At 52.1% G+C, this 25,992-nt stretch carries 21 protein-coding genes and 1 pseudogene; 15 read left to right on the forward strand and 7 right to left on the reverse strand.

Features of this window, described 5'->3' with window-relative positions; genetic code table 11:
- The 3 genes from recO (at position 1) to acpS (ending at position 1,927) form a co-directional block, all read left to right on the forward strand.
- Positions 1 to 738 carry a DNA repair protein RecO gene (gene recO, locus RHD99_RS05610; protein WP_183270228.1) on the forward strand — a complete coding sequence of 246 codons (738 nt, stop codon included), beginning with the start codon at positions 1 to 3 and terminating at the stop codon, positions 736 to 738.
- 77 nt (positions 739 to 815) lie between these two features.
- A complete protein-coding gene (gene pdxJ, locus RHD99_RS05615) occupies positions 816 to 1,547 on the forward strand; it encodes a pyridoxine 5'-phosphate synthase (protein WP_309877846.1) in 732 nt (243 codons plus the stop codon).
- Entirely contained in the window at positions 1,547 to 1,927 is a 381-nt protein-coding gene (acpS, locus tag RHD99_RS05620; RefSeq protein ID WP_270143627.1) for a holo-ACP synthase, read from the forward strand. Before pdxJ ends, acpS begins: the two co-directional genes overlap by 1 nt.
- Here acpS and RHD99_RS05625 read toward each other — a convergent pair.
- Together RHD99_RS05625 and RHD99_RS05630 are read right to left on the reverse strand one after the other, a co-directional pair.
- Entirely contained in the window at positions 1,924 to 2,184 is a 261-nt protein-coding gene (locus RHD99_RS05625) for a YfhL family 4Fe-4S dicluster ferredoxin (protein WP_309877847.1), read from the reverse strand. The genes acpS and RHD99_RS05625 overlap by 4 nt on opposite strands.
- Before the next feature lie 55 nt (positions 2,185 to 2,239).
- Positions 2,240 to 3,088, reverse strand: a complete 849-nt coding sequence (locus tag RHD99_RS05630) for a MurR/RpiR family transcriptional regulator (protein WP_309877848.1) — start codon at positions 3,086 to 3,088, stop codon at positions 2,240 to 2,242.
- 69 nt (positions 3,089 to 3,157) lie between these two features.
- Here RHD99_RS05630 and RHD99_RS05635 point away from each other — a divergent pair.
- The 3 genes and pseudogenes from RHD99_RS05635 to tadA all read left to right on the forward strand — a co-directional run.
- Positions 3,158 to 3,336 (forward strand): annotated as a pseudogene (locus RHD99_RS05635) (PTS transporter subunit EIIC); the annotation flags it as partial.
- A 9-nt stretch (positions 3,337 to 3,345) separates the two neighbouring features.
- Complete coding sequence (gene yfhb / locus RHD99_RS05640; protein ID WP_309879082.1) at positions 3,346 to 3,978, forward strand: phosphatidylglycerophosphatase C; 633 nt, start codon at positions 3,346 to 3,348, stop codon at positions 3,976 to 3,978.
- A 208-nt stretch (positions 3,979 to 4,186) separates the two neighbouring features.
- Complete coding sequence (gene tadA / locus RHD99_RS05645) at positions 4,187 to 4,657, forward strand: tRNA adenosine(34) deaminase TadA (protein ID WP_374708473.1); 471 nt, start codon at positions 4,187 to 4,189, stop codon at positions 4,655 to 4,657.
- Here the strand turns inward: tadA and mltF are convergent.
- Positions 4,542 to 6,098, reverse strand: a complete 1,557-nt coding sequence (gene mltF, locus RHD99_RS05650) for a membrane-bound lytic murein transglycosylase MltF (RefSeq protein WP_183270223.1) — start codon at positions 6,096 to 6,098, stop codon at positions 4,542 to 4,544. The genes tadA and mltF overlap by 116 nt on opposite strands.
- A gap of 270 nt (positions 6,099 to 6,368) precedes the next feature.
- On the opposite strand from mltF, the gene purL reads away from it, so the two are divergent.
- The 5 genes from purL (at position 6,369) to glnB (ending at position 14,752) form a co-directional block, all read left to right on the forward strand.
- Entirely contained in the window at positions 6,369 to 10,256 is a 3,888-nt protein-coding gene (gene purL / locus RHD99_RS05655; RefSeq protein WP_309877851.1) for a phosphoribosylformylglycinamidine synthase, read from the forward strand.
- Positions 10,257 to 10,844: 588 nt separating this feature from the next.
- A complete protein-coding gene (locus RHD99_RS05660) occupies positions 10,845 to 12,284 on the forward strand; it encodes a sensor histidine kinase (RefSeq protein WP_373925617.1) in 1,440 nt (479 codons plus the stop codon).
- A 3-nt stretch (positions 12,285 to 12,287) separates the two neighbouring features.
- Positions 12,288 to 13,007, forward strand: coding sequence for a two-component system QseEF-associated lipoprotein QseG (qseG, locus tag RHD99_RS05665; RefSeq protein ID WP_309877853.1), 720 nt, complete (start codon positions 12,288 to 12,290; stop codon positions 13,005 to 13,007).
- Positions 13,004 to 14,341, forward strand: coding sequence for a two-component system response regulator GlrR (gene glrR / locus RHD99_RS05670; RefSeq protein ID WP_183270220.1), 1,338 nt, complete (start codon positions 13,004 to 13,006; stop codon positions 14,339 to 14,341). The genes qseG and glrR overlap by 4 nt, the downstream gene beginning before the upstream one ends.
- A gap of 72 nt (positions 14,342 to 14,413) precedes the next feature.
- On the forward strand, positions 14,414 to 14,752 hold the full coding sequence (gene glnB / locus RHD99_RS05675) for a nitrogen regulatory protein P-II (RefSeq protein WP_002438074.1): 339 nt from the start codon (positions 14,414 to 14,416) through the stop codon (positions 14,750 to 14,752).
- A 115-nt stretch (positions 14,753 to 14,867) separates the two neighbouring features.
- Here glnB and hmpA read toward each other — a convergent pair whose 3' ends face one another.
- Positions 14,868 to 16,058 (reverse strand): NO-inducible flavohemoprotein, encoded by a 1,191-nt coding sequence (gene hmpA, locus RHD99_RS05680; RefSeq protein ID WP_309877866.1) that lies wholly within the window; start codon positions 16,056 to 16,058, stop codon positions 14,868 to 14,870.
- A gap of 341 nt (positions 16,059 to 16,399) precedes the next feature.
- Between hmpA and glyA the strand changes: the two genes are divergently transcribed.
- On the forward strand, positions 16,400 to 17,653 hold the full coding sequence (glyA, locus tag RHD99_RS05685) for a serine hydroxymethyltransferase (RefSeq protein WP_309877868.1): 1,254 nt from the start codon (positions 16,400 to 16,402) through the stop codon (positions 17,651 to 17,653).
- Between the two features lie 58 nt (positions 17,654 to 17,711).
- Here the strand turns inward: glyA and RHD99_RS05690 are convergent, their stop codons facing one another.
- Entirely contained in the window at positions 17,712 to 17,885 is a 174-nt protein-coding gene (locus RHD99_RS05690; RefSeq protein ID WP_309877870.1) for a hypothetical protein, read from the reverse strand.
- A 3-nt stretch (positions 17,886 to 17,888) separates the two neighbouring features.
- Complete coding sequence (locus tag RHD99_RS05695) at positions 17,889 to 19,085, reverse strand: ROK family protein (protein WP_309877872.1); 1,197 nt, start codon at positions 19,083 to 19,085, stop codon at positions 17,889 to 17,891.
- 115 nt (positions 19,086 to 19,200) lie between these two features.
- Here RHD99_RS05695 and RHD99_RS05700 point away from each other — a divergent pair, with 115 nt between their 5' ends.
- The 3 genes from RHD99_RS05700 to RHD99_RS05710 all read left to right on the forward strand — a co-directional run bounded on the left by RHD99_RS05700 (position 19,201) and on the right by RHD99_RS05710 (position 24,830).
- Complete coding sequence (locus tag RHD99_RS05700) at positions 19,201 to 22,479, forward strand: DUF5107 domain-containing protein (RefSeq protein ID WP_309877874.1); 3,279 nt, start codon at positions 19,201 to 19,203, stop codon at positions 22,477 to 22,479.
- An 86-nt stretch (positions 22,480 to 22,565) separates the two neighbouring features.
- Positions 22,566 to 24,005, forward strand: coding sequence for a sugar porter family MFS transporter (locus RHD99_RS05705; RefSeq protein WP_309877876.1), 1,440 nt, complete (start codon positions 22,566 to 22,568; stop codon positions 24,003 to 24,005).
- Positions 24,006 to 24,008: 3 nt separating this feature from the next.
- Positions 24,009 to 24,830: an aldose 1-epimerase gene (locus RHD99_RS05710; RefSeq protein ID WP_309877878.1), complete on the forward strand. Its 822-nt coding sequence runs from the start codon at positions 24,009 to 24,011 to the stop codon at positions 24,828 to 24,830.
- 33 nt (positions 24,831 to 24,863) lie between these two features.
- Here RHD99_RS05710 and RHD99_RS05715 read toward each other — a convergent pair whose 3' ends face one another.
- Entirely contained in the window at positions 24,864 to 25,958 is a 1,095-nt protein-coding gene (locus tag RHD99_RS05715) for a BamA/TamA family outer membrane protein (RefSeq protein ID WP_309877879.1), read from the reverse strand.
- Positions 25,959 to 25,992 lie beyond the last annotated feature (34 nt).

The raw sequence follows: 25,992 nt of genomic DNA on the forward strand, positions 1-25,992 counted from the left end.
ATGGAAGGCTGGCAACGGGCTTTTGTCCTGCATAGTCGCCCCTGGAGCGAAACCAGCCTTCTACTTGATCTCTTTTCTGAAGAGTCCGGGCGTGTTCGCCTCATTGCGAAAGGCGCTCGTTCTCGCCGTTCTAACCTCAAAGGGACGCTACAACCCTTTACCCCCTTGCTGGTTCGCTGGGGCGGTCGTGGTGAAGTCAAGACACTGCGAAGCGCCGAAGCTGTCTCACTGGCACTCCCTCTAAGTGGTATCACGCTCTACAGCGGCCTGTACGTGAATGAACTGGTTTCACGCGTGCTGGAAGATGAAACGCGCTTTTCCGAATTATTCTTCGACTACCTCCACTGTATCCAGGCATTAGCGGGAACCAGCGGTTCACCGGAACCGGCTTTGCGCCGTTTTGAATTGGCGCTGCTGGGGCACCTGGGTTATGGCGTGGATTTCTTACACTGCGCAGGCAGCGGGGAAGAAGTCAGCGACACCATGACTTACCGCTATCGTGAAGAAAAAGGGTTTATCGCAAGCCTGGTGGTGGATAACCGCAGTTTCACCGGGCATGAATTAAAAGCTCTCGCGAACCGTGAATTTCCTGATATCGCAACCTTACGGGCTGCGAAACGCTTTACTCGTATGGCTTTGAAACCCTATCTGGGTGGCAAACCCCTCAAAAGTCGCGAGTTATTCCGTCAGTTTGTGCCCAAAAAACCACCACTTAAATCACCTCAAGACCCGCAATAACGCCTGGTCGTAGCCATGCTTTCCTTACCGGGTGTAAACTGCCGGAACTCAAACCTATTCTGAACTCGAGGATTGTCATGGCTGAATTACTGTTAGGCGTAAACATTGATCACATCGCAACTTTGCGTAATGCACGCGGCACGGCATATCCAGACCCGGTGCAGGCGGCATTTATCTGCGAGCAAGCAGGCGCTGACGGTATTACGGTTCACCTGCGAGAAGATCGCCGCCACATCACCGACCGCGATGTCCGCATTCTGCGCCAGACCCTCGATACGCGTATGAATCTGGAAATGGCCGTCACTGAAGAGATGCTTGGGATTGCTTGTGAAACCAAACCACATTTTTGTTGCCTGGTGCCTGAAAAGCGTCAGGAAGTGACGACTGAAGGTGGGCTGGATGTCGCTGGTCAGCTCGATAAAATGCGTGATGCCTGCAAACGCCTGGCGGATGCCAATATTTTGGTTTCCCTGTTTATTGATGCTGACCACGCACAAATTGATGCCGCTGTAGCCGTTGGCGCACCGTATATCGAAATTCATACGGGTTGCTACGCCGATGCAAAAGACGAAGCGACTCAGGCGAAAGAACTGGCTCGAATCGCTGAAGCGGCAACTTACGCAGCAGGTAAAGGCCTGAAAGTGAATGCCGGACACGGTTTGACTTATCACAATGTTAAAGCCATTGCTCGCCTGCCTGAAATGCATGAGCTGAATATCGGTCATGCGATTATTGGCCGTGCGGTCATGAGCGGTTTGAAAGAAGCAGTGGCAGAAATGAAACGTCTGATGCAGGAAGCGCGTAGCTAATGGCTATTCTCGGCCTTGGTACTGATATCGTTGAGATAGCGCGTATTGAAAGCGTTATCTCGCGTTCGGGTGACCGACTGGCGAAGCGTGTGCTCAGTGCCAACGAATGGCTGCAATACCAGGCGCACCAGCAACCGGTGCGCTTTCTTGCTAAACGTTTTGCTGTAAAAGAAGCGGCGGCCAAAGCCTTTGGCACCGGGATACGTAACGGTCTTGCGTTTAATCAGTTCGAAGTATTTAACGACCCGTTGGGTAAACCGCAGTTACGCTTTTGGGAAGAGGCCGAGCGAGTCGCGCAAAGAATGGGCGTCCGTTCGGTGCATGTGACGCTTGCCGATGAACGGCACTATGCGTGCGCTACAGTGATCATTGAAAGTTAGAGCTTATCGGCATGGTGCAACTGGACAAACTTATCCCACAGTTGCTCTTCGTTTTCGATGCGCTCAGGATCGCTGATGATGGTGTTAGGGATCGGGCAAACTTTCTGGCAGGTAGGTGTTTCGTAGTGTCCGACGCACTCGGTGCAACGATCGGCGTTGATCTCATAAATGCTGTCCCCCATGGAAATGGCTTCGTTCGGGCACTCCGGCTCGCACATATCGCAGTTAATACATTTTTTGGTGATGAGCAGCGCCATGGGAAGATCTCAGAAACAACAGAAACAGGGCGGGCATTATACGCCCAATCTCTGATCAAACCAGTTTTTTTACCAGGGCTTCACTGTGGCGAATACGCTTCGGTGCGTGTTCCAGATCCCGTTGTACCAGCGCCATAAATAGCAAATCGGTCAGCATCATCTGCGCACTGGTCGATGAAATTGCCGCACTACGCGTCGCTTGTTCTTCGGCGATGGTATACAAGCACAGCGTTGCACGTTGTTGTAATGCGTTGGGGGTAAAGCCGGTAATGGCGAGGATTTTTGCCCCGGTGCGCAAGGTTTCGTCAGCGGCGAGATTTATCTCACGCCGTTCACCAGAATAGGAAATCGCCAACAGCACATCGTCACTATTTGAGGCTTGCGCCGTTGCCAGTAATGCGTGCATGTCTTGCTCCGCCACGGCATTAATGCCAATTTTCATCAGCTTCCAGGCAAAATTCTTAGCGACCAGGCCGGACGCGCCAATTCCTACCAGCAGCACGCGTCGTGCATTTCGCAACATGTCCACGCTCGCCAGCAGCTTTTCTTCGCTGTTGACATCAAGCGTGGCGTGCATCGCCGCCAAATTATCCTTAATGAGCTTTTCACCCACTAAACGCAGCGGGTCATCACCCAAAATCAGATTATGAACTGGGACGGATTGTCGTTCAGGATTGCTGGCGAGCGCCTCACTGATTGCCAGTTTGAGGGCAGGAAAGCCTTTGAAACCCAGCTTTTGGGAAAACTTCACCACGCTGGACTGACTTACACCCGCTTCGGCGGCGAGCTGCTGTGAACTTAAATGACGCGCGTAGTCGGGCTTCTCCAGCAAAAAGTCAGCCAGTCTACGGTCGCTTTGTGCCAGGGTTGGGTAGCGGCTTCGAATACGCAGTAAGCAGTTCATTTCCTCTCCAGTCAGTCGGGGCAATTATGTGAGCGACGCCATAGTAACGTAAATTTTGCTTGCCATGATATCGGTGCATGCTTGGGCGGTGCTAATCAGTTACTGGAAAGTGGCGATGGTGGTGACCTTTAGCATTTCAGGTTAATGTTGCCGGAAAAGTGATGTTCTATCTGTTAGGCTTTCTGATAGCGGTAATCGCCGGGTTCTTATTTACATGGTTTATGGGCTTTAATGATCCAGAGGAGTAACGTTTGGCAATTCAGAGTGAGCGTCGGGTGGTTTTTTTCGATTTAGATGGCACCTTGCATCAGCAGGATATGTTCGGCAGTTTCTTGCGCTACCTGCTGCGCCATCAACCCCTCAATCTGTTACTTGTCGCGCCGCTCCTGCCGGTGATAGGTGGCGCGTTGCTGATAAAAGGACGCGCCGCTCGCTGGCCGATGAGCCTGTTATTGTGGGGCGCAACCTTTGGTCACAGTGAAACGCGCCTCAAGCAGTTGGAAACAAATTTTGTGACATGGTTTCGCAGCCGCGTTACCGCTTTTCCCGTGGTACAGCAGCGCCTGACCGATTACCTCACCAGTTCAGATGCTGATGTGTGGTTGATTACCGGTTCTCCGCAACCGTTGGTGCAGCAGGTTTATTTTGATACCCCGTGGCTACCAAAAGTTAAGCTTATCGCCAGCCAAATCAAGCGCTCCCACGGTGGGTGGGTACTCACATTGCGTTGCCTGGGACATGAAAAAGTATCACAGCTCGAACAGCAAATTGGTACGCCATTGCAACTCTACAGCGGGTATAGCGACAGCAATCAGGACAACCCCTTGCTCTATTTCTGCCAACACCGCTGGCGCGTCACGCCACAAGGGCAATTGCAGCAGTTGGAATAATTACCCTTCATACTTCAAGCTGCAGATGCGTTGGCTGCGTTCGGTCACCCGAATCACTTACTAAAGTAAGCTCATCGGGATTCCCTCACTTGCCGCCTTTCTGCAACTCGAATTATTTTGGGTAAGGTTAGTCGATGTGTATAATGCGCCGCCCAAATCTAGCCCGGAGAGTCCCTTGTCAGAACGCGAATTTACCCACGAACACTGGATGCGTCATGCATTGACCCTCGCTCGTCGTGCATGGGAAGAAGGTGAAGTTCCGGTTGGCGCGGTGTTGGTGCATAACAACCAGGTGATAGGTGAGGGCTGGAACCGGCCTATTGGCCGACATGATCCGACAGCGCATGCGGAAATTATGGCGCTGCGTCAGGGCGGTTTGGTTTTGCAAAACTATCGTCTGCTGGAAACCACTCTGTATGTCACCCTTGAGCCTTGCGTAATGTGTGCTGGGGCGATGGTTCATGGCCGCATCGGTAATTTGGTGTTTGGCGCGCGTGATGCCAAAACCGGCGCAATCGGATCGCTAATGGATGTGCTGGGTCATCCTGGTATGAATCACCAGGTTACGGTGACTGAGGGCGTTTTGGCAGAAGAGTGTTCGGCCATGCTGAGTGATTTTTTTCGAGCCCGCCGTCTTGAGAAAAAGGCCCTAAAGGAAAAGGCCCGAAGCTCGGAATAGCCAACTCGACTGGCGCAACGACTGGATACGCCTCGGCATATTTAAGCTCTTGCGCTTCCTGTTTCTCTTTCTCGAGTAAGTACCCTACCAGGCTGATGTAATATTTCCGGATATTCTCCACATACGCATACGCCTCATGACCACGGGCGTATCCATAAGTTGTTTTCGAGTAATACTGTTTTTGGCTAAGTAACGGCAGCCGTGTTTTTACATCTGCCCAACTATCCGGATTGCCTTTTTGTTTCGCCGTCAGTTGGCGGGCATCAAGCATATGGGCATAACCCATGTTATAAGCCGTCAGCGCAAACCATATCTGTTCATCCTTTGGCACACTGTCAGGGACTTTTGCCACCATATCCTTCAGATAACGGCTTCCCCCTTGAATGCTTTGCTCCGGATCTAGCCGGTCGGTGACACCGAGGCTTTGTGCGGTATTTTTGGTGAGCATCATCAGCCCGCGCACACCGGTTGGAGAGGTAGCCTGGTTATCCCAGTGTGATTCCTGATAAGAGATGGCTGCCAGCAAGCGCCAGTCAAGTTCGGTGGCATACTTTTCGAATAATGGCTGTAACTCTGGCAGGACGGCATCTACCGCTTTGAGGAACGTGCGGGTATCGACGTAATCAAAATCCCCAACGTGGCCGAGATACTTTTCTTCCAGACGCGCAAAAGTGTCGTCACTGTTGAGGCGGTTATAGAAGTCGAGCAGGGCGGCGGACAGGCTATCATCGCTGTCTAATGCGCTGAACCAGGTTACTGGCTGTTCGTCGGTGATATCCAGGGCAACAGCAAGCTGCGGATGAACGCGCTGGAAAGTGCTGATTGCGACAGAATCGGCAATGGTAAAAGCAATCTTCCCTTCCACCACTTGCTGCATCAGTTCTGTACTGCTGAGCTGCTCATTAATGCGCCAGCTCAAATCAGGGTATTTTTGTTGTTTAAGTTTGTTCAACGCGCTAAGCGATGTGACACCTGGCGAAAGCACCAATTGGTTTTCTTTGATGCCAGCCAACGTCTTCGGGCGCGGACTGCCTATGCGATAAACCATCTGCTGCGAAACGGAATAATAGACCGGACCTGCCCGATAATGTTGACTGCGCTGCGTGTCGTACACCAGTCCCGCGGCGATAATATCGGCCTTGCCATTATCAATGTCGTCAAACAGCTCTTGAATATTTGGGCGAACAGTCACTTCCAGTTTTACGCCAAGGTAATGGGCAAACTGTTCTGCTAACTCATAATCGAGGCCAATTTGTTTGCCCTGATAAAGGGTATAAGTCAGAGGCGACTCAATTGTACTGACGCGCAAAATCCCCCGCTCTTGAATGGCGGCGATGCGGTTTTCGGCTTGTCCGAACCAGGGAATGGAGGGCCAAAGCGCCACTGCCAGCAACACGGTTACGGCACCGATAAGCAGATAATTAATTTTAAATCTTTTCAAATAGTTAATCTGCGATAAGGCGTCGAGTCTTAGCTAACAACAGGCTTCAAAAATGGAGGTTATACAATAAGGTGTGGCGCATTTTGCTTAACAAAACGCCACTGTGCAACTTATTCAACATTTTTGGTTAATGTTTCATCAACGAAAACTAATCCAACTATTTATACGCAAACGGTTTCGTCATGGCGGAGGATTATCTATAATGGCGCCCGTTTTCCCCTTGCGCCCACTGAAGCGTCCCCCTGGCGTTTCGAAGACGAGAGATCTTTGATGATGGAAATTCTGCGTGGTTCGCCCGCTTTATCGGCATTTCGTATTAACAAATTACTGGCCCGTTTTAATGACGCCAACCTTCCGGTCAGCGACATTTATGCCGAGTATGTTCACTTTGCCGATCTCGATGCGCCGCTAACGGCTGAAGAGCACGCCCGTCTGCAACGGTTGTTGAAATATGGTCCAACCCTTGCCGACCACGCCCCGACCGGCCACTTAATTCTGGTCACGCCGCGTCCTGGTACCATCTCACCCTGGTCCTCTAAAGCGACTGATATTGCCCACAACTGCGCGCTTGCCAATGTTAAGCGACTGGAACGCGGTGTGGCGTACTATGTAACGGGCAGCACGCTGACACAGGCGCAGTGCCAGGACGTTGCCGCACTTTTGCATGACCGCATGATGGAAAGCGTGTTTGACTCGCTTAATGATGCGCAGCAACTGTTCTCACATCATCAGCCTGCACCTGTGCAAAGCGTTGACCTGTTATCTCAAGGTCGTGAAGCACTGGTTGAAGCCAACATTCGTCTGGGGCTTGCCCTGGCAGAAGACGAAATCGATTATTTGCAGGATGCGTTCACCAAACTGGGACGCAACCCGAACGACATTGAGCTGTATATGTTCGCGCAGGCGAACTCTGAGCATTGCCGTCACAAAATCTTCAACGCCGACTGGATTATCGATGGCGTTGAACAGCCTAAATCGCTGTTCAAAATGATTAAAAACACCTTTGAGAAAACCCCGGACTACGTGTTATCGGCTTACAAAGATAACGCCGCAGTTATGGAAGGTTCGGTGGTTGGGCGTTTCTTTGCCGATCACGAAGCAGGCCGCTACGACTTCCACCAGGAAGATGCGCATATCCTGATGAAGGTCGAAACGCATAACCACCCAACGGCTATCTCTCCATGGCCGGGTGCCGCGACCGGTTCCGGTGGTGAAATCCGTGATGAAGGTGCGACAGGCCGTGGTGCTAAACCCAAAGCGGGTCTGGTCGGATTCTCTGTTTCCAACTTACGTATTCCTGGCTTTGAACAGCCGTGGGAAGAAGATTTCGGTAAGCCTGACCGCATTGTGACGGCGCTGGATATCATGACTGACGGCCCATTGGGCGGTGCAGCATTTAACAACGAATTCGGTCGTCCGGCGCTGACGGGTTACTTCCGTACTTACGAAGAACAAGTCAACAGCCATAACGGCGTAGAACTGCGTGGCTACCATAAGCCCATCATGCTGGCAGGCGGTATCGGTAACATTCGTGCTGACCATGTTCAGAAAGGCGAAATCACCGTTGGCGCAAAACTGATTGTCCTCGGCGGCCCATCCATGAACATCGGTTTGGGTGGCGGTGCGGCTTCTTCTATGGCTTCCGGCCAGTCAGATGCCGATCTGGATTTTGCCTCTGTACAGCGCGACAACCCAGAAATGGAGCGTCGTTGCCAGGAAGTTATCGATCGTTGCTGGCAGTTAGGTGATGCCAACCCAATCCTGTTTATTCATGATGTGGGGGCCGGCGGCCTTTCTAACGCGATGCCAGAACTGGTGAATGACGGTGGCCGAGGCGGGCGCTTCGACCTGCGTAAAATTCTCAACGACGAACCTGGCATGAGCCCGCTGGAAGTGTGGTGTAACGAATCCCAGGAGCGTTATGTTCTCGCCGTTGCACCTGACCAGTTGCCACTGTTTGATGAACTCTGCCGCCGCGAACGTGCGCCGTACGCCGTTATCGGTGAAGCCACCGAAGAAAAACATCTGACGCTCAGCGACAGCCATTTCGACAACCAGCCGATTGATATGCCGCTGGACGTTCTGCTCGGTAAAACCCCGAAAATGGAACGTAACGTTGAAACCCTGAAAGCGAAGGGCGATGCGCTGGATTGCCGAAATATCACTATTGCTGATGCGGTAAACCGTGTGCTGCACTTGCCTACAGTGGCTGAAAAAACCTTCCTGGTGACCATCGGTGACCGCTCAGTAACCGGTATGGTTGCTCGCGATCAGATGGTTGGGCCGTGGCAGATCCCGGTGGCTAACTGTGCGGTCACCACCGCAAGCCTGGATAGCTACTACGGCGAAGCGATGTCTCTGGGCGAACGTGCACCGGTTGCGTTGCTGGACTTTGCAGCATCAGGCCGTCTGGCGGTCGGTGAAGCGCTGACCAACATTGCTGCTACGCAAATTGGCGCACTCAATCGCATCAAGCTTTCAGCAAACTGGATGTCAGCAGCCGGCCATCCGGGTGAAGACGCGGGTCTGTACGAAGCCGTGAAAGCCGTCGGTGAAGAACTTTGCCCGACGCTTGGCCTGACGATTCCAGTGGGCAAAGACTCAATGTCGATGAAAACCCGCTGGCAGGAAGGTAACGAGCAGCGCGAGATGACCTCTCCACTGTCACTGGTTATCACGGCGTTTGCCCGTGTCGAAGATGTACGTCGCACCGTGACACCACAACTGCACACCGAAGATAACGCCCTGTTGCTGATTGATTTGGGGGCTGGCCATAACGCATTGGGCGCAACGGCGCTGTCTCAGGTTTACCGTCAGTTAGGCGACAAGCCTGCTGATGTTCGCAGCGCAGAACAGCTTAAAGGCTTCTTTAATGCGATTCAGGCGCTGGTGGCGGAACAGAAATTACTGGCTTACCACGACCGTTCCGACGGTGGCCTGTTGGTGACGCTGGCAGAAATGGCGTTTGCCGGTCACTGTGGCGTGGAGGCGAATATCGCCACGCTGGGTCACGATCATCTGGCAGCACTGTTCAACGAAGAGTTGGGTGCGGTGATTCAGGTGAAAGCGGCGGATCGCGCAGCCGTTGAGAAAACCCTGGCAGATCACGGTCTGGCGGAGTGTGTTCACTTCCTCGGTAAAGCCGTTGCCGGTGACCGTTTCACGCTGACAGCCGATGGCCATGCCGTGTTTAGCGAAAGCCGCACTCAGCTTCGTATGTGGTGGGCAGAAACCACCTGGCAGATGCAGCGTCTACGTGACAACCCGGCCTGTGCTGATCAAGAACATGAAGCAAAAGCCAATGACAACGATCCTGGCCTGAACGTTAAACTGAGCTTCGATATCAAAGAAGATATTGCGGCGCCGTTTATCGCTAAAGGTGCTCGCCCTAAAGTTGCCGTGCTGCGTGAGCAGGGGGTTAACTCTCACGTTGAAATGGCTGCGGCCTTCCATCGTGCGGGCTTCGATGCCATCGATGTTCACATGAGTGATTTGCTGGAAGGTCGTCGCGGTCTGGAAGATTTCCAGGCGCTGGTGGCGTGTGGCGGTTTCTCTTACGGTGACGTTTTGGGCGCGGGCGAAGGCTGGGCTAAGTCGATTCTGTTTAACTCACGCGTGCGTGACGAATTCGAAACCTTCTTCCATCGTCCACAAACCCTGGCATTGGGTGTGTGCAACGGTTGCCAGATGATGTCGAACTTACGTGAACTTATTCCTGGCAGCGACCTGTGGCCACGCTTTGTGCGTAACCATTCAGATCGCTTTGAAGCACGCTTCAGCCTGGTAGAAGTGACCTCCAGCCCGTCATTGCTGTTACAGGGCATGGTTGGTTCACATATGCCAATCGCGGTTTCTCACGGTGAAGGTCACGTTGAAGTACGCGATGCGGCGCATCTGGCTGCACTGGAAAGCAAGGGGCTGGTGGCGCTGCGCTTTATCGACAACTTCGGCAAAGTCACGCAAGACTACCCGGCTAACCCGAACGGTTCACCAAACGGCATAACGGCGGTTACTAACGAAAGCGGGCGCGTCACCATTATGATGCCGCATCCAGAGCGTGTGTTCCGTACAGTCAGCAACTCCTGGCACCCATCTGATTGGGGCGAGGACAGCCCGTGGATGCGCATTTTCCGCAATGCGCGTAAGCAGCTTGGTTAAAAAACCGTATGATTTCTCCCTCTCCTGCGGGAGAGGGTTGGAGTGAGGGCGCACGGCATTAATGAACACATCCCTTCGCTGAGCGAGGGGATTTTTTTGTCACCGATTCCCGACATGTGGCAAATATAACTGTCTCAAATAGGTGACACCTAACTGATTGATTTTGTGATATATAAAAAATAGATGTTTAAAGCGTTGCTAAATGGCGACGTTAAGAGCGAAAAGTAGTCAATCCAGCAAATAAGCCATACAGTAAATAAACATAATAAAAACATTAATATATAAACTTAATAGCAAACATGGCACGCATGCTGCATAATACTGCGCAGTGGCTCATTCACCCTCTTATGTCAGCCCCCGCAAGGGTTGTGCTACATAAACCTTAGAATGACGCACACAAGGTGCCTGCCGTCCGACTTTTGATTATCGCCAGTCTCGTACTGCTTTATCATGCTCCGGGCGAAACGTTGAGTAAGGCGCCGCCTAATTCCAGAACAAAGGCAGAGATTATTCTCTGCCTTTGTCGTTTCTGAACTTTAAACTCCCTCCAATCCCCGCTAGCATCGAATAACTCGCAATCCCAATGAGATGAAGCTTTTGAACCAGTGGCACTTTTTCCCGCGCTCTTTACGCCAGCTTGTGATAATGGCTTTTTTGTTGGTGCTGGTTCCGCTGTTGGTTCTGGCCTGGCAAGCCTGGCAAAGCCTTAATGCGTTAAGCGATCAAGCGGCGCTCACCAACCGTACAACGCTTGTCGATGCTCGTCGCAGCCAGGCCATGACGAACGTGGCACTGGAAATGGAGCGTAGCTACCGGCAGTACTGCGTGCTGGATGACGCCACGCTCGCCACGCTTTACCAGGGCCAGCGTAAGCGTTACGCGCAGATGCTTGAAGCCCATGCGGGTGTCTTGCCTGACAATCAACTTTATGACGTTCTGCGCAAGTCGCTAAACGACCTTGCCGACATAAAATGCAAAAATAGCGGGCCCGATACCGCCGCCGCTGCAAATCTTGAAACCTTTGCCAATAAAAATGCTGAGATGGTGCAAGCCACTCGGGCGGTCGTCTTTTCCCGTGGGCAGCAACTTCAGCAAGAAATTGCCGAGCGTGGACAATACTTTGGTTGGCAGGCGCTGGTGTTATTCCTGTTGAGTTTCGCGCTGGTCATTATCTTCACGCGCATGATCATCGGCCCGGTAAAAGGCATTGAACGGATGATTAACTTGCTTGGGGAAGGGCACTCGCTGGGCAACACGGTGTTATTCAAAGGTGGGCCACGCGAATTGCGTTCGGTGGGGCAGCGGATTGTCTGGCTAAGCGAGCGCCTCTCGTGGCTTGAATCCCAGCGTCATGAGTTTTTACGCCATATTTCCCATGAACTAAAAACCCCTCTTGCCAGCATGCGAGAAGGCACCGAACTGCTTGCCGATCAGGTCGTCGGCCCATTGACGAACGATCAAAAAGAAGTCGTAGAAATTCTGGATAGCAGTAGCCGTCACTTACAAAAATTGATTGAACAATTATTGGATTACAACCGCAAACTGGCAGACGTACCGGTCGAACTGGAGAAAGTTGAGCTCGGGCCACTCATGGATGCGATTATTGCCGCTCACAGTTTGCCAGCACGGGCTAAAATGATGCGTACCGAGTGCAATTTAAGCCCGATGGCTTGCCTGGCTGAACCCATGTTGTTAGCGAGCGTGCTGGATAATCTCTACTCCAATGCGGTGCACTATGGGTCTGAATCCGGTACCATTTATCTACGAAGCTCGCAGAGGGGTAACATGCTCCAGATTGATGTCGCAAATACTGGCGACCCCATTCCACGTGCAGAGCGAGAGATGATCTTTGAACCTTTTTATCAGGGAAGCCACCAGCGAAAAGGTGCAGTAAAAGGTAGCGGTCTGGGTCTGAGTATTGCCCTGGATTGTATTCGTCGTATGCATGGCGAATTGCACCTGATTGACGATGAAACGGCAGATGTTTGCTTCCGTATCGAGTTGCCTGTATTTCCCGAGAAAAAATAAAAAATGAAAGTGACAATTTTTAGCGTGCTGCGTAACGGCTGGTTATCTCGCCCTGGCAGCTCTGTTTCGATTCGCCCAATCTCAGCGTTGTTAGTGCCGTTATTACTGGCGAGCTGTGTACAAAACACGGCACCGAAAGACGTAAAACATCCACAAATCGTCGAAGAGCCGGAGCATCAACTGGCTGATTACTTGTCGACGAATTGTGAAGATATCTGGCAAAACCAGAACCATGACTCCACCACCAACCCGCTGTACTGGCTGCGTGCGATGGATTGCTCCGAACGTTTAGCGCCTGCTCAGGCACGAGCGGAAGCCCGCCGCTGGCCATCCGATAACTGGCGCGACACCTTCAAGCGCGGCATTTTGCTCTCTAACGCCAAAATTACACCTACCGAACGTCGTCGTTACATGACTAAGCTGGATGCCATGACCGCTGACGTCCCGGCGCAAGTGCGTTCGTTGTTCCAGGTCTGGCGCGATGGACAGGCTTCATTGCTGGCGCTTTCTGACGAACGCACGCGCTACAGCAAATTACAGCAAAGCTCTGACAATGAGCTCGATACGCTGCGCGAGCAGCAGCAGCGCCTCAGAAGCCAGTTAAGTTTGACTACCCGAAAGCTGGAAAACCTCACGGATATTGAACGTCAGCTTTCCAACCGTAAACCGGCCACTGCCGAGTTACCGGACAACACCAAACCCGCGCAGGAGGCGAAACCATGACGCAGCGTAAACCCGCCAGATTGTTGCTGGTTGATGATGATCCGGGGCTGTTAAAACTCCTTGGTATGCGCCTGACGAGCGAAGGTTACACGGTCTCAACGGCGGAAAGTGGTGCAGAAGGGTTGCGTCTGCTGGGGCGTGAAAAAATTGACCTGGTGATCAGCGATCTGCGGATGGATGAAATGGATGGCATGGCATTATTTGCCGAAATCCAGAAAGTGCAGCCAGGTATGCCGGTCATCATTCTGACCGCTCACGGTTCCATACCTGACGCGGTTGCCGCGACGCAACAGGGTGTTTTTAGCTTCCTGACCAAACCCGTTGATAAAGACGCGCTCTACAAAGCCATTGACGAAGCGCTGTCACATTCGCAAATCGCCGGGGATGACATGTGGCGAGATACTATCGTCACGCGCAGCCCCATCATGCAGCGTTTGCTGGAACAAGCCCGTATGGTGTCGCAGTCTGATGTCAGCGTGCTGATTAACGGGCAAAGCGGCACCGGCAAAGAGATCCTCGCTCAGGCCATTCATAACGCCAGCCCGCGTAACAAAAAAGCCTTTATCGCCATCAACTGCGGTGCATTACCGGAACAACTGTTGGAGTCCGAACTGTTTGGCCATTCGCGTGGTGCATTTACCGGCGCGGTCAGCAGCAGAGAAGGTTTGTTCCAGGCCGCAGAAGGTGGAACGTTATTCCTGGATGAAATTGGCGATATGCCGATTCCTTTGCAGGTCAAATTGTTGCGCGTGTTGCAGGAGCGTAAAGTGCGCCCATTGGGCAGCAATCGCGACCTCGATATCGACGTGCGTATTCTGTCTGCAACGCACCGGGATTTGCCCAAAGCGATGGAGCGGGGCGAGTTTCGTGAAGACTTGTTCTACCGTCTGAATGTGGTGAGCCTCAAGATCCCGGCTTTGCATGAGCGTGCTGAAGATGTGCCGTTGTTGGCTAATCATCTGTTACGGCAATCTGCTGACCGCCATAAACCCTTCGTGCGCAGTTTTTCGACCGATGCCATGAAACGCCTGATGGCGGCGAGCTGGCCGGGTAACGTGCGTCAATTGGTCAATGTGATTGAACAATGTGTGGCACTCACCTCCGCTCCTGTTATCAGCGAAGCGCTGGTTCAACAGGCACTGGAAGGGGAAAATACTGCGCTGCCAACTTTTGTCGAAGCGCGCAATCAGTTTGAGCTGAACTATCTACGCAAATTGCTGCAAATGACGAAAGGAAATGTCACGCAAGCGGCACGTGTAGCGGGGCGTAATCGCACTGAATTCTACAAATTACTCTCGCGGCATGAACTCGATGCCAATGACTTTAAAGAGTAGTCTGTGGTAATTTGAAGTCACAATTACTGTATCCAAGCAGCACACTTAAGTTGTGCGGGAACCGGGAAGACCATGAAAAAAATTGATGCGATTATTAAGCCGTTCAAACTGGATGACGTTCGCGAAGCGCTGGCAGAAGTTGGTATCACCGGCATGACGGTAACAGAAGTAAAAGGTTTTGGTCGTCAGAAAGGGCACACCGAACTGTACCGTGGTGCTGAGTACATGGTGGATTTCCTGCCAAAAGTGAAAATTGAAATCGTGGTCACTGACGATATCGTCGATACCTGCGTGGACACCATTATTCGTACCGCGCAAACCGGTAAAATCGGTGACGGTAAAATCTTTGTCTTCGATGTGGCGCGCGTAGTGCGTATCCGTACGGGTGAAGAAGACGACGCCGCGATTTAATTCGCATTGTTTGCCCTCACCCTAACCCTCTCCCTGAGGGAGAGGGGATAAACTCCTTCTCCCTCAGGGAGAGGGTCGGGATGAGGGTTGTTCTCCCCATCCCATATGCCCCAAATCACATCACTTTATGTGGTCCAAAGCACTCGTAATGAATCTTGTCCTGCGCAACACCCAAATTCACTAACTGCTCCGCAGCAAATCGCATAAAGACGACCGGACCGCAGAGGTAAAACTGCATATCTGGCGCGCTGATTTTGCTTTCCAGTGCGAGTAAATCCATCAAACCTTCACTGTCGAATTTTGACTGCGCACGGCAGTTTTCGCCCGGCGTGCGATACCACACATGACGCTCAAAACGCGGTAACAGCTTACCAAGTTGATTCACTTCGTCGGCAAACGCATGCACATCGCCGTGTTCAGCGGCATGGAACCAGTTTACCTGCGCGCTATGGGCATTTTTCGCCAGCGTATCCAGCATCGCCAGCATTGGTGTTTGACCGACGCCAGCAGAAATCAGCGTCACTGGGGTTTGGGCTTTGACGTCCATAAAGAAATCACCGGCCGGTGCGGCAAGATGCACTTCGTCACCCACTTGTGCGTGATTGTGCAGCCAGCTTGAAACCTGACCTGAATCTTCACGTTTCACCGCAATACGATAGGTTTTGCCATCTGGACGACGGGTAAGTGAATACTGTCGGATTTCCTGATGCGGGAATCCTTCAGGTTTTAGCCACACGCCAAGATATTGACCAGGCTGATAATCAGCAACGGCTTCACCATCAATCGGGGCAAATTCAAAACTGGTGATCAGCGAACTTTGCGGCTCTTTTGCCACAATGCGGAATGCACGAGTGCCTTCCCAGCCACCATTTTTTGCCGCGTTATCCTGGTAAATTTCTGCTTCACGATTGATAAATACACCCGCCAACACGCCGTACGCCTTACCCCATGCATCCAACACTTCCTGGCCCGGACTGAACATTTCATCCAGTGTTGCTAACAGATGACCGCCGACAATGTCGTACTGCTCAGGTTTTATCTGGAAGCTGGTATGCTTTTGGGCGATTTTTTCTACCGCAGGCAACAGTACTGCAAGATTCTCAATATTGCTGGCGTAGGCACAAATTGCGTTGAACAGCGCTTCACGCTGATCGCCATTGCGCTGGTTGCTCATATTGAAGATCTCTTTCAGCTCAGGATTATGGCTGAACATGCGATCGTAAAAGTGTGCGGTAAGTTTTGGGCCCGTGGCGGCGAGTAGGGGAATGGTGGATTTCACGACAGCGATGGTTTGGGCGTCAAGCATGGTGGCTCCTTGATTTAACATTGAAAGTTAATGTTGTATTTTAAATGCATCTTATAAGAGTGCAATGTTAAATAAAAGCACTACTTTGTAAATGGGTACATGGCGTGTCGATGTAGCTCACAGAACATGAATTTTCTTCATCATCGATGAAGAAAACTCCTGAAAGCTTCTGTAGGGCTTTTGCCATCAATCCCTTATTCCATGCCAAGCCAATCGTTTGCGTAAAAACCTCTGCCAAGGCCTATTACCCAGCGGTATTTCGGTTTACACTGTTGCCCGTTGTATTTATGGCAGCATTAAAGCTGTTAAATATTTACTGTTAGCTGAGTCAGGAGATGCGGATGTTAAAGCGTGAAATGAACATTGCCGATTATGATGCCCAATTGTGGCAGGCTATGGAGCAAGAAAAAGTACGTCAGGAAGAGCACATTGAACTGATCGCCTCCGAAAACTACACCAGCCCGCGCGTAATGCAGGCTCAGGGTTCTCAGTTAACCAACAAATACGCTGAAGGTTACCCAGGCAAACGCTACTACGGCGGTTGCGAATATGTTGATGTGGTTGAACAACTGGCTATCGACCGTGCAAAAGAGCTGTTCGGCGCTGATTACGCTAACGTGCAACCGCACTCCGGTTCACAGGCTAACTTCGCGGTATACACCACTCTGCTGGAACCAGGCGATACCGTTCTGGGTATGAACCTGGCACACGGCGGCCACCTGACTCACGGCTCCCCGGTCAACTTCTCCGGTAAGCTGTACAACATCGTTCCTTACGGTATTGATGAGTCTGGTCATATCGATTACGCAGACCTGGAAGCACAGGCCAAAGCACACAAACCGAAGATGATTATCGGTGGTTTCTCTGCTTATTCAGGCGTAGTTGATTGGGCAAAAATGCGTGAAATCGCAGACATGGTTGGCGCATACCTGTTCGTGGACATGGCGCACGTTGCCGGTCTGATTGCCGCTGACGTTTACCCGAACCCAGTTCCGCACGCACACGTTGTGACGACCACAACGCACAAAACGCTGGCTGGCCCTCGCGGTGGTTTAATCCTCGCTAAAGGTGGCAGCGAAGAGCTGTACAAAAAACTGAACTCCGCAGTATTCCCAGGCGCACAGGGCGGCCCATTGATGCACGTCATCGCGGGTAAAGCTGTTGCACTGAAAGAAGCGATGGAACCAGAGTTCAAAACTTACCAGCAGCAGGTTGCCAAAAACGCGAAAGCAATGGTCGCCGTCTTCCTGGACCGTGGCTACAAAGTGGTGTCTGGCGGTACTGACAACCACCTGTTCTTGCTGGATTTGGTTGATAAAAATCTGACGGGTAAAGAAGCCGATGCCGCGCTGGGTCGCGCAAACATCACCGTGAACAAAAACAGCGTACCAAACGATCCGAAGAGCCCATTTGTGACTTCTGGTATCCGTATCGGTACACCTGCGGTAACGCGTCGTGGCTTCACCGAAGCTGACGTTCGCGAGCTGGCTGGCTGGATGTGTGATGTGTTAGATAACATCAACGACGAAGCGGTCATCGAACGCACTAAGAAGAAAGTTCTGGATATCTGCGCCCGCTTGCCGGTTTACGCGTAATCCTTAGCTTGTAAGATCTTCAAAAGCCCACGTTATGTGGGCTTTGTTGTTTTATGTCCTACCGCCGATCGCGCGTCACCAAACTACAGTTCTTCGCCGCCCCGGCCGTATCATTGTTTTTGGTCGCCTGGATACATTCATCCATCGGCGATAAAGGGGGAGGCGTGTTAACGGTTTGAGCTGCACATCCTGCCAATAAAAGCCCACAAAAAATCAATGCTGCCTGGGTCATGTCTTATTCCTCACTTAGCGCGGCTTCTACATACAAATAGCCAATTCCCATCACTTGCTGCGGTCGTGTGAGTTGCCCAAAGCTAATCTGGGTGGCATTCACTTTTAGCGCATCGCCGTGATCAAATGGATTAAAGCCAATCTGCCGAGCGACGGTCGCAAGCCACTCATCCCCAAACCCACAACTTCTTCCATAAAACCAAATCTGGTTGATATTGAGGATGTTGAGGAAGTTATACAAACTCAGTCCAATGGCGTTGGCGGCACTCTCAACCCAGCGACGTACCTGCTCGTTACCTTCGTGCCAGGCGGTAATTAACTGCGTTGAAGTTAATGTTTCAGGGTCGAGTTTTGGCGAGATGGGTTGTGATTTTAGCCAGATCCGCGCCTGTTTTTTTAGCGCAGTGAGTGAGGCTACAGTCTCAAGGCATCCGTATCTTCCACAGTCGCACGCCATGCCGTCGGGGTTCACAATCGTGTGGCCAATTTGGCCGCTGCCATAGAGGCTACCGCGATAAATCTGCCCATTTATCACAAACGAAGAACCGATACCGTAATCCACATTGATGACGCAAAAATCCTGGCGGCTGCTGGGGTTTTGCCATTTTTCCGCCAACGCTAACATCACACAGTCGTTATCCACCCGCACTGAGATCCCAAGCTTTTCTTCTAGCAGATATTTAATTTCTATCGGTTCGCGCCACGGTGCTTGCGGCATCGTTTGTGATACGCCGGTTATCGGGTCGACCTGCCCGTGAATACCTAAAGCGAGATTAATGGTCTTTTTCGGCCAGATTTTACCCTGGTTGCGCCAGACACTCTCTATGGCAGCCAGCAATGCTTGCGGTGTTGAGGCGTGGGTATGAATGGTTTCAAATTCCCCGAGCGGCGAAAGCTGGGCGTCGCAAAGTTGGCTCTCAATGCTGGTCGGGGTCACATTCATGCAAAGAATGAAATCACCGTCGGGCGGGATTTGGTAGCTGCCGCTGTTGATCCCCCGATTGCTGAGATTTTCATGGGAATGGCTGAGTTTTCCATCCGCGACCAGCTCTTCAAGGATCTTACTCACCGCCGGGATCGAAAGACCGGTGTACTGGGAAAACTGTGACTTACTGAGCCGCTTATGTTGCCACACCAGCTTCATCATGGTCTGGCGATTTATCTGTCGCACCCGTTGGTTATTCAACCCTGAAGTCTGCATTTCACTTAACTCCGTTAACTATATTGCGTGAGCATTAAGCATTTTAAGCCGTGATGAGTCAAATACACTGCAAACATATCCTGGTTAACTGTTAATTTTTTACTGGAGAGTCGAAATGTACGGAGCCGTTAACGTCTGGCAAGAGACCATTGCTTTACCCACCTGGACTGCCGGTGCGGAAGACCCGAATCCGATGTTTTTGGAAAACCGTGTGTATCAGGGATCTTCAGGTGCCGTTTATCCTTACGGTGTCATTGACACTCTCACCGGCCAGCGTGAGATGCGTAATTACAAAGCCGTGTGGATTGAAAACGATTTTATCCGCGTCATGTTGCTGCCTGAATTGGGCGGTCGTATTCACCGCGCATATGACAAAGTGATGGAGCGTGACTTCGTTTACTACAACGAAGTGGTGAAACCGGCGTTGGTGGGGTTAGTGGGACCATGGATTTCCGGCGGCATTGAATTTAACTGGCCACAGCACCATCGCCCAACCACCTTCATGCCGGTCGATGTGACGTTCCAGAAACATGAAAGCGGTGCGCAGACCGTCTGGTTGGGTGAAGTGGAACCCATGCGCGGCTTGCAGGTGATGACCGGTTTTACGCTGTATCCTGAAAAAGCGCTGATCGAAATTACCGGCAAAGTGTTCAACGGCAACGCGACACCACGTCATTTCTTATGGTGGGCGAACCCCGCAGTTAAAGGCGGCGATGAGCACCAAAGCGTGTTCCCACCGGATGTCACTGCGGTATTTGATCACGGCAAACGCGATGTTTCTGCCTTTCCGGTTGCCCAGGGGACGTACTACAAAGTCGACTATTCCGCGGGTGTCGACATCTCACGCTACAAAAACATCCCCGTTCCGACGTCGTACATGGCGGATAAATCAGATTACGATTTTGTCGGCGCATACCATCACGGCGAGCAGGGCGGGCTGTTGCACATCGCCGATCACCATGTTTCACCTGGCAAAAAGCAGTGGACATGGGGTAACTGCGATTTCGGCCAGGCCTGGGACCGCAATTTGACCGATGAGAACGGTCCATATATCGAATTGATGACCGGCGTCTTCACCGACAATCAGCCGGATTTCACCTGGATTGCGCCCTATGAAGAGAAAATCTTCGTACAGAATTTCCTGCCATATAGCCAGCTTGGCACATTGCAGAATGCCAACACCCAGGCGGCAATAAAACTGGAGCGCCACGGTGGTGACCTGCACCTTGGTGTCTATGCAATCGCGCCGCTGACTGACGCCTCGCTTGAAATTGAATCGGCTGGAAACCTGCTTTGGAAAACGTCGCTGACGCTGCAACCGGCACAGGCGTGGCAAGATACCCTCGAAGACAACTGGCCGCAGCGTTTGACGCTGAATCTTCGTGACGCACACGGCAACCTCATTCTCAGTTACTGCGAGCACATTCCAGAAGATTTACCTCTGCCGCAACCGGCCTGCGTTCCCGCTAAACCGCATGAAATCACAAACTGCGACGAGCTGTATTTTATCGGCCAGCACCTGGAGCAGTACCTGCACGCCAGCCGCTCGGCATTCGATTACTACCAGCGCGCGCTGGCGCTCGACCCCGAAGATTACCGCTGCAACGTCGCACTCGGACAGCTTGAATTTAACCGTGCTAACTGGGCGCTTGCTGAACAGTTGGCGGATGCGGCGTTGAAACGTGCCCATCGCCTGAACAAGAACCCACAAAATGGTGACGCCAGCATGCTGCGCGGTGCAGCAAAAGAGAAACAAGGAGACTGTGACGGGGCGTTTGATGATTACTTCAAAGCAAGCTGGAGTGGTAACTGCCGCGATGCTGCATTTTACGCGCTGGCACGTCTGGCTTTACGAAAAGGTGATGCGGTCCAGGCGCTGGTGTTTGTGAATCAAAGCCTGAAGTTTAATGGCGGTAATAATCTGGCAATGGGGCTGAAAGCCCTGGTTTTGCACCAGACAGGGGCTTCGCAGCAGGCACAGCGGTGGATTACACAGCAGCTTGAAGAGTATCCGCTGAGCTACGTGCTGCATTACGCACGCTGGGCCATCACGCAAAACGAAACTGACAAAGCTGAACTGGTGCGAGTCACCGGGCGGCGCGGCGTCAATGCCAGTGTTCTGGCGGGATGGCTGGTGAGCCTGGGTCTGGACACTGCCGCCAAAAAGATGTTGAGCGTTCTCGATTCACAAGAAGCGATGCCGATGCTGTGGCGAGCGGCTTTAGAAAGCGACCACGCACAGCAACTTGCTTTCGTGAAACAAGCGCAGGACTGCTTTGCTCGCAAAGTGCGTTTCCCTAACACGCTCGATGAAGTACAGATGTTGCAATGTCTGCCGCACGATGGCTTCGCGCAATATCTGTTGGGCTGTTTCTGGTACAGCAAACGCCGTTATTCCGAAGCGGTCGCTTGTTGGGAATTTGCAGCGCAGCAGTTGCCTGAGTTTGGTGCGGTGCAGCGTGTTTTGGGGATCCATGCCTGGAATAAGCAACACGATGCGCAAATGGCGGAACAGTATCTGCAACGGGCGGTTGAGCGTGAACCGGAAAATGCCCGCTTCCTGTTTGAACTCGATTATCTGCAAAAACTCACCGGGCGCTCAACCGAGCAGCGTCTGGCGAACCTCGCTGCGCACCGCGATGTAGTACTCAAACGTGACGATCTGACCGCTGAGTTACTCAGCTTATGGAACATTCATGGTGAAACTGATGCCGCAGCTCAGGTGTTGGCTCAACGTAAATTCCACCCATGGGAAGGCGGGGAGGGCAAAGTGACCGGGCAGTATCTGATTAACCTGCAACGTCGGGCACTGGAGGCGATTGCCGATAAGCAGTTTGGCAAAGCGGAAGCGTTACTTCAGCAGGCGCTGAGCTACCCCGAAAACCTCGGTGAAGGGCGCTTAGTGGGCCAAAGCGATAACGATATCTGGTATCTGCTCGGCTGGTGTGCGCAGCAACTGCAACAGACAGAACGTGCGCAGCACTATTTTGAACGCGCGCTGGAAGGCGGCTCCACTCTGGAGGCGGGGCGTTACTACAACGATCAGCCTGTCGACTACCTGTTCTATCAAGCGATGGCGTTGGCGCGAATCGGCGACAAGACCCTGGCTCAGCAGAAATTCCGCAGCTTTATTACCTGGGCAGATGAGCATTTTAACGATCGCTCAGAACCTGACTTCTTCGCGGTCTCGCTACCTGATTTAGTCGCGCTGGATGCTGACCGTCAATCCGCTCATCAGCAGCATTGCCTGTTTGTTGCCGCGCTTGGGCATCTCGGACTGGAGGAATATCCCGAGTTTGAATTAGCACTGAAAGCCTTGTTGTCGCAAAACCCTGCTCATGACAAAGCCCATCTCTTGAGGCTTGCCATGCAGCGTGGTGTGTTTATCCAATAACTGAATAAATAAAAAATGGCGGGTGGCATTTTAAAAACGGCACACCCGTCCCTCTGTATCTCTACAAGTACAAATGAGGATTCACAATGAATACTGTGCAGACACAATTACGCATGGGCTATGTCTGGACTATCTGTCTGGTCGCCGCCTGTGGAGGTTTGCTGTTTGGTTATGACTGGGTTGTGATTGGTGGCGCGAAACCGTTCTACGAAGCCTATTTTTCAATTACCGATCCTGCACAGTCCGGCTGGGCCATGAGTTCCGCGCTGGCGGGATGTGTTTTTGGCGCACTGATTTCTGGCTGGAGCGCGGACAAATTTGGACGCAAAGTCCCACTGATTATGTCGGCTATTTTATTTAGCGCATCGGCCTGGGGGACGGCGATAGCCAGCAACTTCGACATGTTTGTGGTGTTCCGTATCGTTGGAGGAGTGGGTATCGGCCTGGCTTCGGCACTAAGCCCGATGTATATCGCGGAGGTCAGCCCGGCAGAAAAACGCGGTAAGTTTGTTGCCATCAACCAGTTAACTATTGTTGTGGGCGTGCTGGCTGCACAGCTGATTAACCTGATGATTGCCGAACCGGTTAGCTCTGCGGCAACGATGCAGCAAATCACGGAAAGCTGGAATGGGCAGGTCGGTTGGCGCTGGATGTTTGGTGCAGAACTGGTGCCGGCACTGGTGTTTTTAGTGCTGATGTTCTTTGTGCCGGAATCACCGCGCTGGCTGGCTCGTGCCGGTAAAAATGAACGTGCTCACCAAATGCTTAAACGCATCGGTAACCAGCAATATGCCGATGAGACACTTAATGACATTCTGCAAACTCTGGACAAAGACACGCAAAAAGTCTCCTGGAGTGCGTTGTGGCAGCCGCAGGTCAAACCGATCATTATCATCGGCATGGTGTTGGCTGTGTTCCAGCAGTGGTGCGGGATTAACGTTATCTTCAATTATGCGCAGGAAATTTTTGCCTCCGCCGGGTTTGATATTAACAGCACCCTGAAATCCATTGTGGCAACCGGTTTGATTAACCTTATCTTCACCCTTGCCGCATTGCCTTTAGTCGACAAAATTGGTCGTCGTAAGCTGATGCTGTTTGGTGCGGCGGGATTAACCATTATCTATGCGCTAATCGGTGCGGCATATGGCCTGGGTATTTTGGGGCTCCCGGTATTGATCCTCGTTCTGGCGGCGATTGCGATTTATGCACTGACGCTGGCACCGGTGACCTGGGTTCTGCTTTCAGAGATTTTCCCGAACCGTGTGCGAGGACTTGCGATGTCATTAGGGACGCTGGCGTTGTGGGTGGCGTGCTTCCTGCTGACTTACACCTTCCCGTTATTGAACGCAGGCCTGGGCGCTGCTGGTAGCTTCCTGTTGTACGGTGTGATTTGTGCGGCGGGCTTTGTTTATGTGCGTCGTTATGTGCCTGAAACCAAAGGCGTCAGCCTCGAAGCGCTGGAAAAACGCATGGCGGATCAATTCGGTGCTGAGGCGAAAGCCCGTGCACAACGCGCGGCGCATTAAGATATGGAAACCTTGTTACTCGAAAATGAATGTCTGCGTTTAACCGTCGCCCCGCAAGGGGCGGCAATTCACAGTCTGGATTCGAAGAAACATCAGCAGCCGATCCTGCATGCGGGTGAAAAAGCGCTGTTCCCGATGTTGCCGCTGGCAAATCGCGTTGCAGGGAATGCTTTCATGCTTCATGGCGAAAACATCGAACTGCCTGACAGCGAGGCTGATGCGCAATTCTTCCTCCATGGGGATGGCTGGCTGAAAAGCTGGCGGGTAGAAACGCATGATGCTTCGCAAATCACGCTCTCGCTTGAAAGCCGCCACTCCTGCGGTTTTGATTATCAGGCCAGGCTTACTTATCGGTTGAAAGGGCCGCACTTTATGGCTGAGCTGGAGTTGACTCACCTGGCTAACAAACCGATGGTTTACGGCCTGGGTTTCCACCCCTTTTTCCATCTCACGCCAGCGACCCGTGTGCAGTTTTCAGCCACCGGATTCTGGCCTGAAGGTGAAAAACATTTACCTAAAGAATGGCGCGGTGAGCTCACAGCGCAAACGAATTTCATCAAGCCCAAAATCCCGGATAACCAGTGGCTGAACGTGGGTTATTCCGGCTGGAGCGGAAGCGCGCTGATTGAGCGCGACGACATGCGTATCCAGTTAACATGCCCCACGCCGTATTTGATGGTGTTCCGCATGCCTGATGAACCGTTTATTTGCCTGGAGCCGCAAAGCCACCCGGTGAACGCCCATAATATGGCTGGGCAGCCGGGGTTGGTGCTACTGGAACGTCAGCAGTCAACGGTGATGAAAATGGAAATTGCGATTGTGTAAGTAGTCGTACGCAAGGACCTTTAATCACGGGGATCAGAAACTGTATCCCATCTTTAAATAGATCCCCTGATTGTCATCTTTCCCCATCGCGTACTCGAGATTAACCACAATACCGGCTTCGGGTTTGAGCAAGTACTGGATGCCAGCACCCCACGCAGGGTAGAGGTTTTCACTGTCACCGCAGTTGAGTTGCTCCCCACTGGTCGAGTCGCCGTAAAGACAGGCGGCACCGGCAAATACCGTTGCGGTCCAGCGATCGGCCAGTTTGTAACGCTCCTCAATTTCAATTGAAGACATGTGCTGAGCGAGATATTCACCCGGTGTATAGCCACGCAGATAAACCGGAGAATAAGCCCCCGCGGGCGCGTTGTTGGAGAACTGGTGGCGGCTACGCACGGCAAAAACGTTGCCATCGCCATGTTGCCAATATCCCCGATAATCGACGCGCCAGATATCGAAGTCTTGTTCTCCACCCAACGCTTCCCGATAAGCCATGTTATTGACGTTGAGATACCAGCCTTTGGTGGCTTTAAAGTCGTTGTCGCGGGAGTCATGCATAACGACCGCACCCAGCCCACCGGACTTGTAACCGACCAGACCCATTTCATCGAGGATTTCGTTGGAGGTGGGATCTTGCCCTTGCAATTCATAGTTGGAATAAGCGCCTTGAGCCCCGATGAACCAGTCACCCTCAACACGATAGAGATAACGTAAAAAGGCGAAACTGTAGTTGTCGTTGGTGCTTAATGGCTTGCCGGAGCCCAAATAGTTTTCATAGTCGTTGTTAATATCACCGACCATCATGCCACCCAGAATACGGTGGTGATCTTCACCAAAAGAGGTTTTGGCAAACGCATTGGCAATAAGTGATTCGGAGGTGGTGTATTTGGCCGAAATCCCGAACAGCGAAGGACGAGACTTCTCATCGAAGCGGTGCATGTAGCCCACCATCATGCCTGCTGCGGTATCGAGTTTTGGGCTGGAACTGAATAGCGGAACAAACAACCAGGGAGAGGGCGCAGCCTTTTTGTTTTTGTCTGACTCGCTTCCTTCATGACTTTCTTCAATCATGTCGTTTTTTGCTTCAGTAGTGGATGTCTCAGCGGCAGCAACCGGTAACGTGAGCATCGACAATATCAGGGTTAAGCCCCTGAAGAGACGG

Source organism: Buttiauxella selenatireducens (genome assembly GCF_031432975.1).
Classification (GTDB): Bacteria; Pseudomonadota; Gammaproteobacteria; order Enterobacterales; family Enterobacteriaceae; genus Buttiauxella; species Buttiauxella selenatireducens.

Excerpts from the sequence above, each read along its gene's own strand:
- recO (WP_183270228.1), top strand. The coding sequence starts at position 1 with ATGGAAGGCTGGCAACGGGCTTTTGTCCTGCATAGTCGCCCCTGGAGC.
- pdxJ (WP_309877846.1), top strand. The coding sequence starts at position 816 with ATGGCTGAATTACTGTTAGGCGTAAACATTGATCACATCGCAACTTTG.
- acpS (WP_270143627.1), top strand. The coding sequence starts at position 1,547 with ATGGCTATTCTCGGCCTTGGTACTGATATCGTTGAGATAGCGCGTATT.
- RHD99_RS05625 (WP_309877847.1), bottom strand. The coding sequence starts at position 2,184 with ATGGCGCTGCTCATCACCAAAAAATGTATTAACTGCGATATGTGCGAG.
- RHD99_RS05630 (WP_309877848.1), bottom strand. The coding sequence starts at position 3,088 with ATGAACTGCTTACTGCGTATTCGAAGCCGCTACCCAACCCTGGCACAA.
- tadA (WP_374708473.1), top strand. The coding sequence starts at position 4,187 with ATGCGTCATGCATTGACCCTCGCTCGTCGTGCATGGGAAGAAGGTGAA.
- purL (WP_309877851.1), top strand. The coding sequence starts at position 6,369 with ATGATGGAAATTCTGCGTGGTTCGCCCGCTTTATCGGCATTTCGTATT.
- RHD99_RS05660 (WP_373925617.1), top strand. The coding sequence starts at position 10,845 with ATGAAGCTTTTGAACCAGTGGCACTTTTTCCCGCGCTCTTTACGCCAG.
- qseG (WP_309877853.1), top strand. The coding sequence starts at position 12,288 with ATGAAAGTGACAATTTTTAGCGTGCTGCGTAACGGCTGGTTATCTCGC.
- glrR (WP_183270220.1), top strand. The coding sequence starts at position 13,004 with ATGACGCAGCGTAAACCCGCCAGATTGTTGCTGGTTGATGATGATCCG.
- glnB (WP_002438074.1), top strand. The coding sequence starts at position 14,414 with ATGAAAAAAATTGATGCGATTATTAAGCCGTTCAAACTGGATGACGTT.
- hmpA (WP_309877866.1), bottom strand. The coding sequence starts at position 16,058 with ATGCTTGACGCCCAAACCATCGCTGTCGTGAAATCCACCATTCCCCTA.
- glyA (WP_309877868.1), top strand. The coding sequence starts at position 16,400 with ATGTTAAAGCGTGAAATGAACATTGCCGATTATGATGCCCAATTGTGG.
- RHD99_RS05690 (WP_309877870.1), bottom strand. The coding sequence starts at position 17,885 with ATGACCCAGGCAGCATTGATTTTTTGTGGGCTTTTATTGGCAGGATGT.
- RHD99_RS05695 (WP_309877872.1), bottom strand. The coding sequence starts at position 19,085 with ATGCAGACTTCAGGGTTGAATAACCAACGGGTGCGACAGATAAATCGC.
- RHD99_RS05700 (WP_309877874.1), top strand. The coding sequence starts at position 19,201 with ATGTACGGAGCCGTTAACGTCTGGCAAGAGACCATTGCTTTACCCACC.
- RHD99_RS05705 (WP_309877876.1), top strand. The coding sequence starts at position 22,566 with ATGAATACTGTGCAGACACAATTACGCATGGGCTATGTCTGGACTATC.
- RHD99_RS05710 (WP_309877878.1), top strand. The coding sequence starts at position 24,009 with ATGGAAACCTTGTTACTCGAAAATGAATGTCTGCGTTTAACCGTCGCC.
- RHD99_RS05715 (WP_309877879.1), bottom strand. The coding sequence starts at position 25,958 with ATGCTCACGTTACCGGTTGCTGCCGCTGAGACATCCACTACTGAAGCA.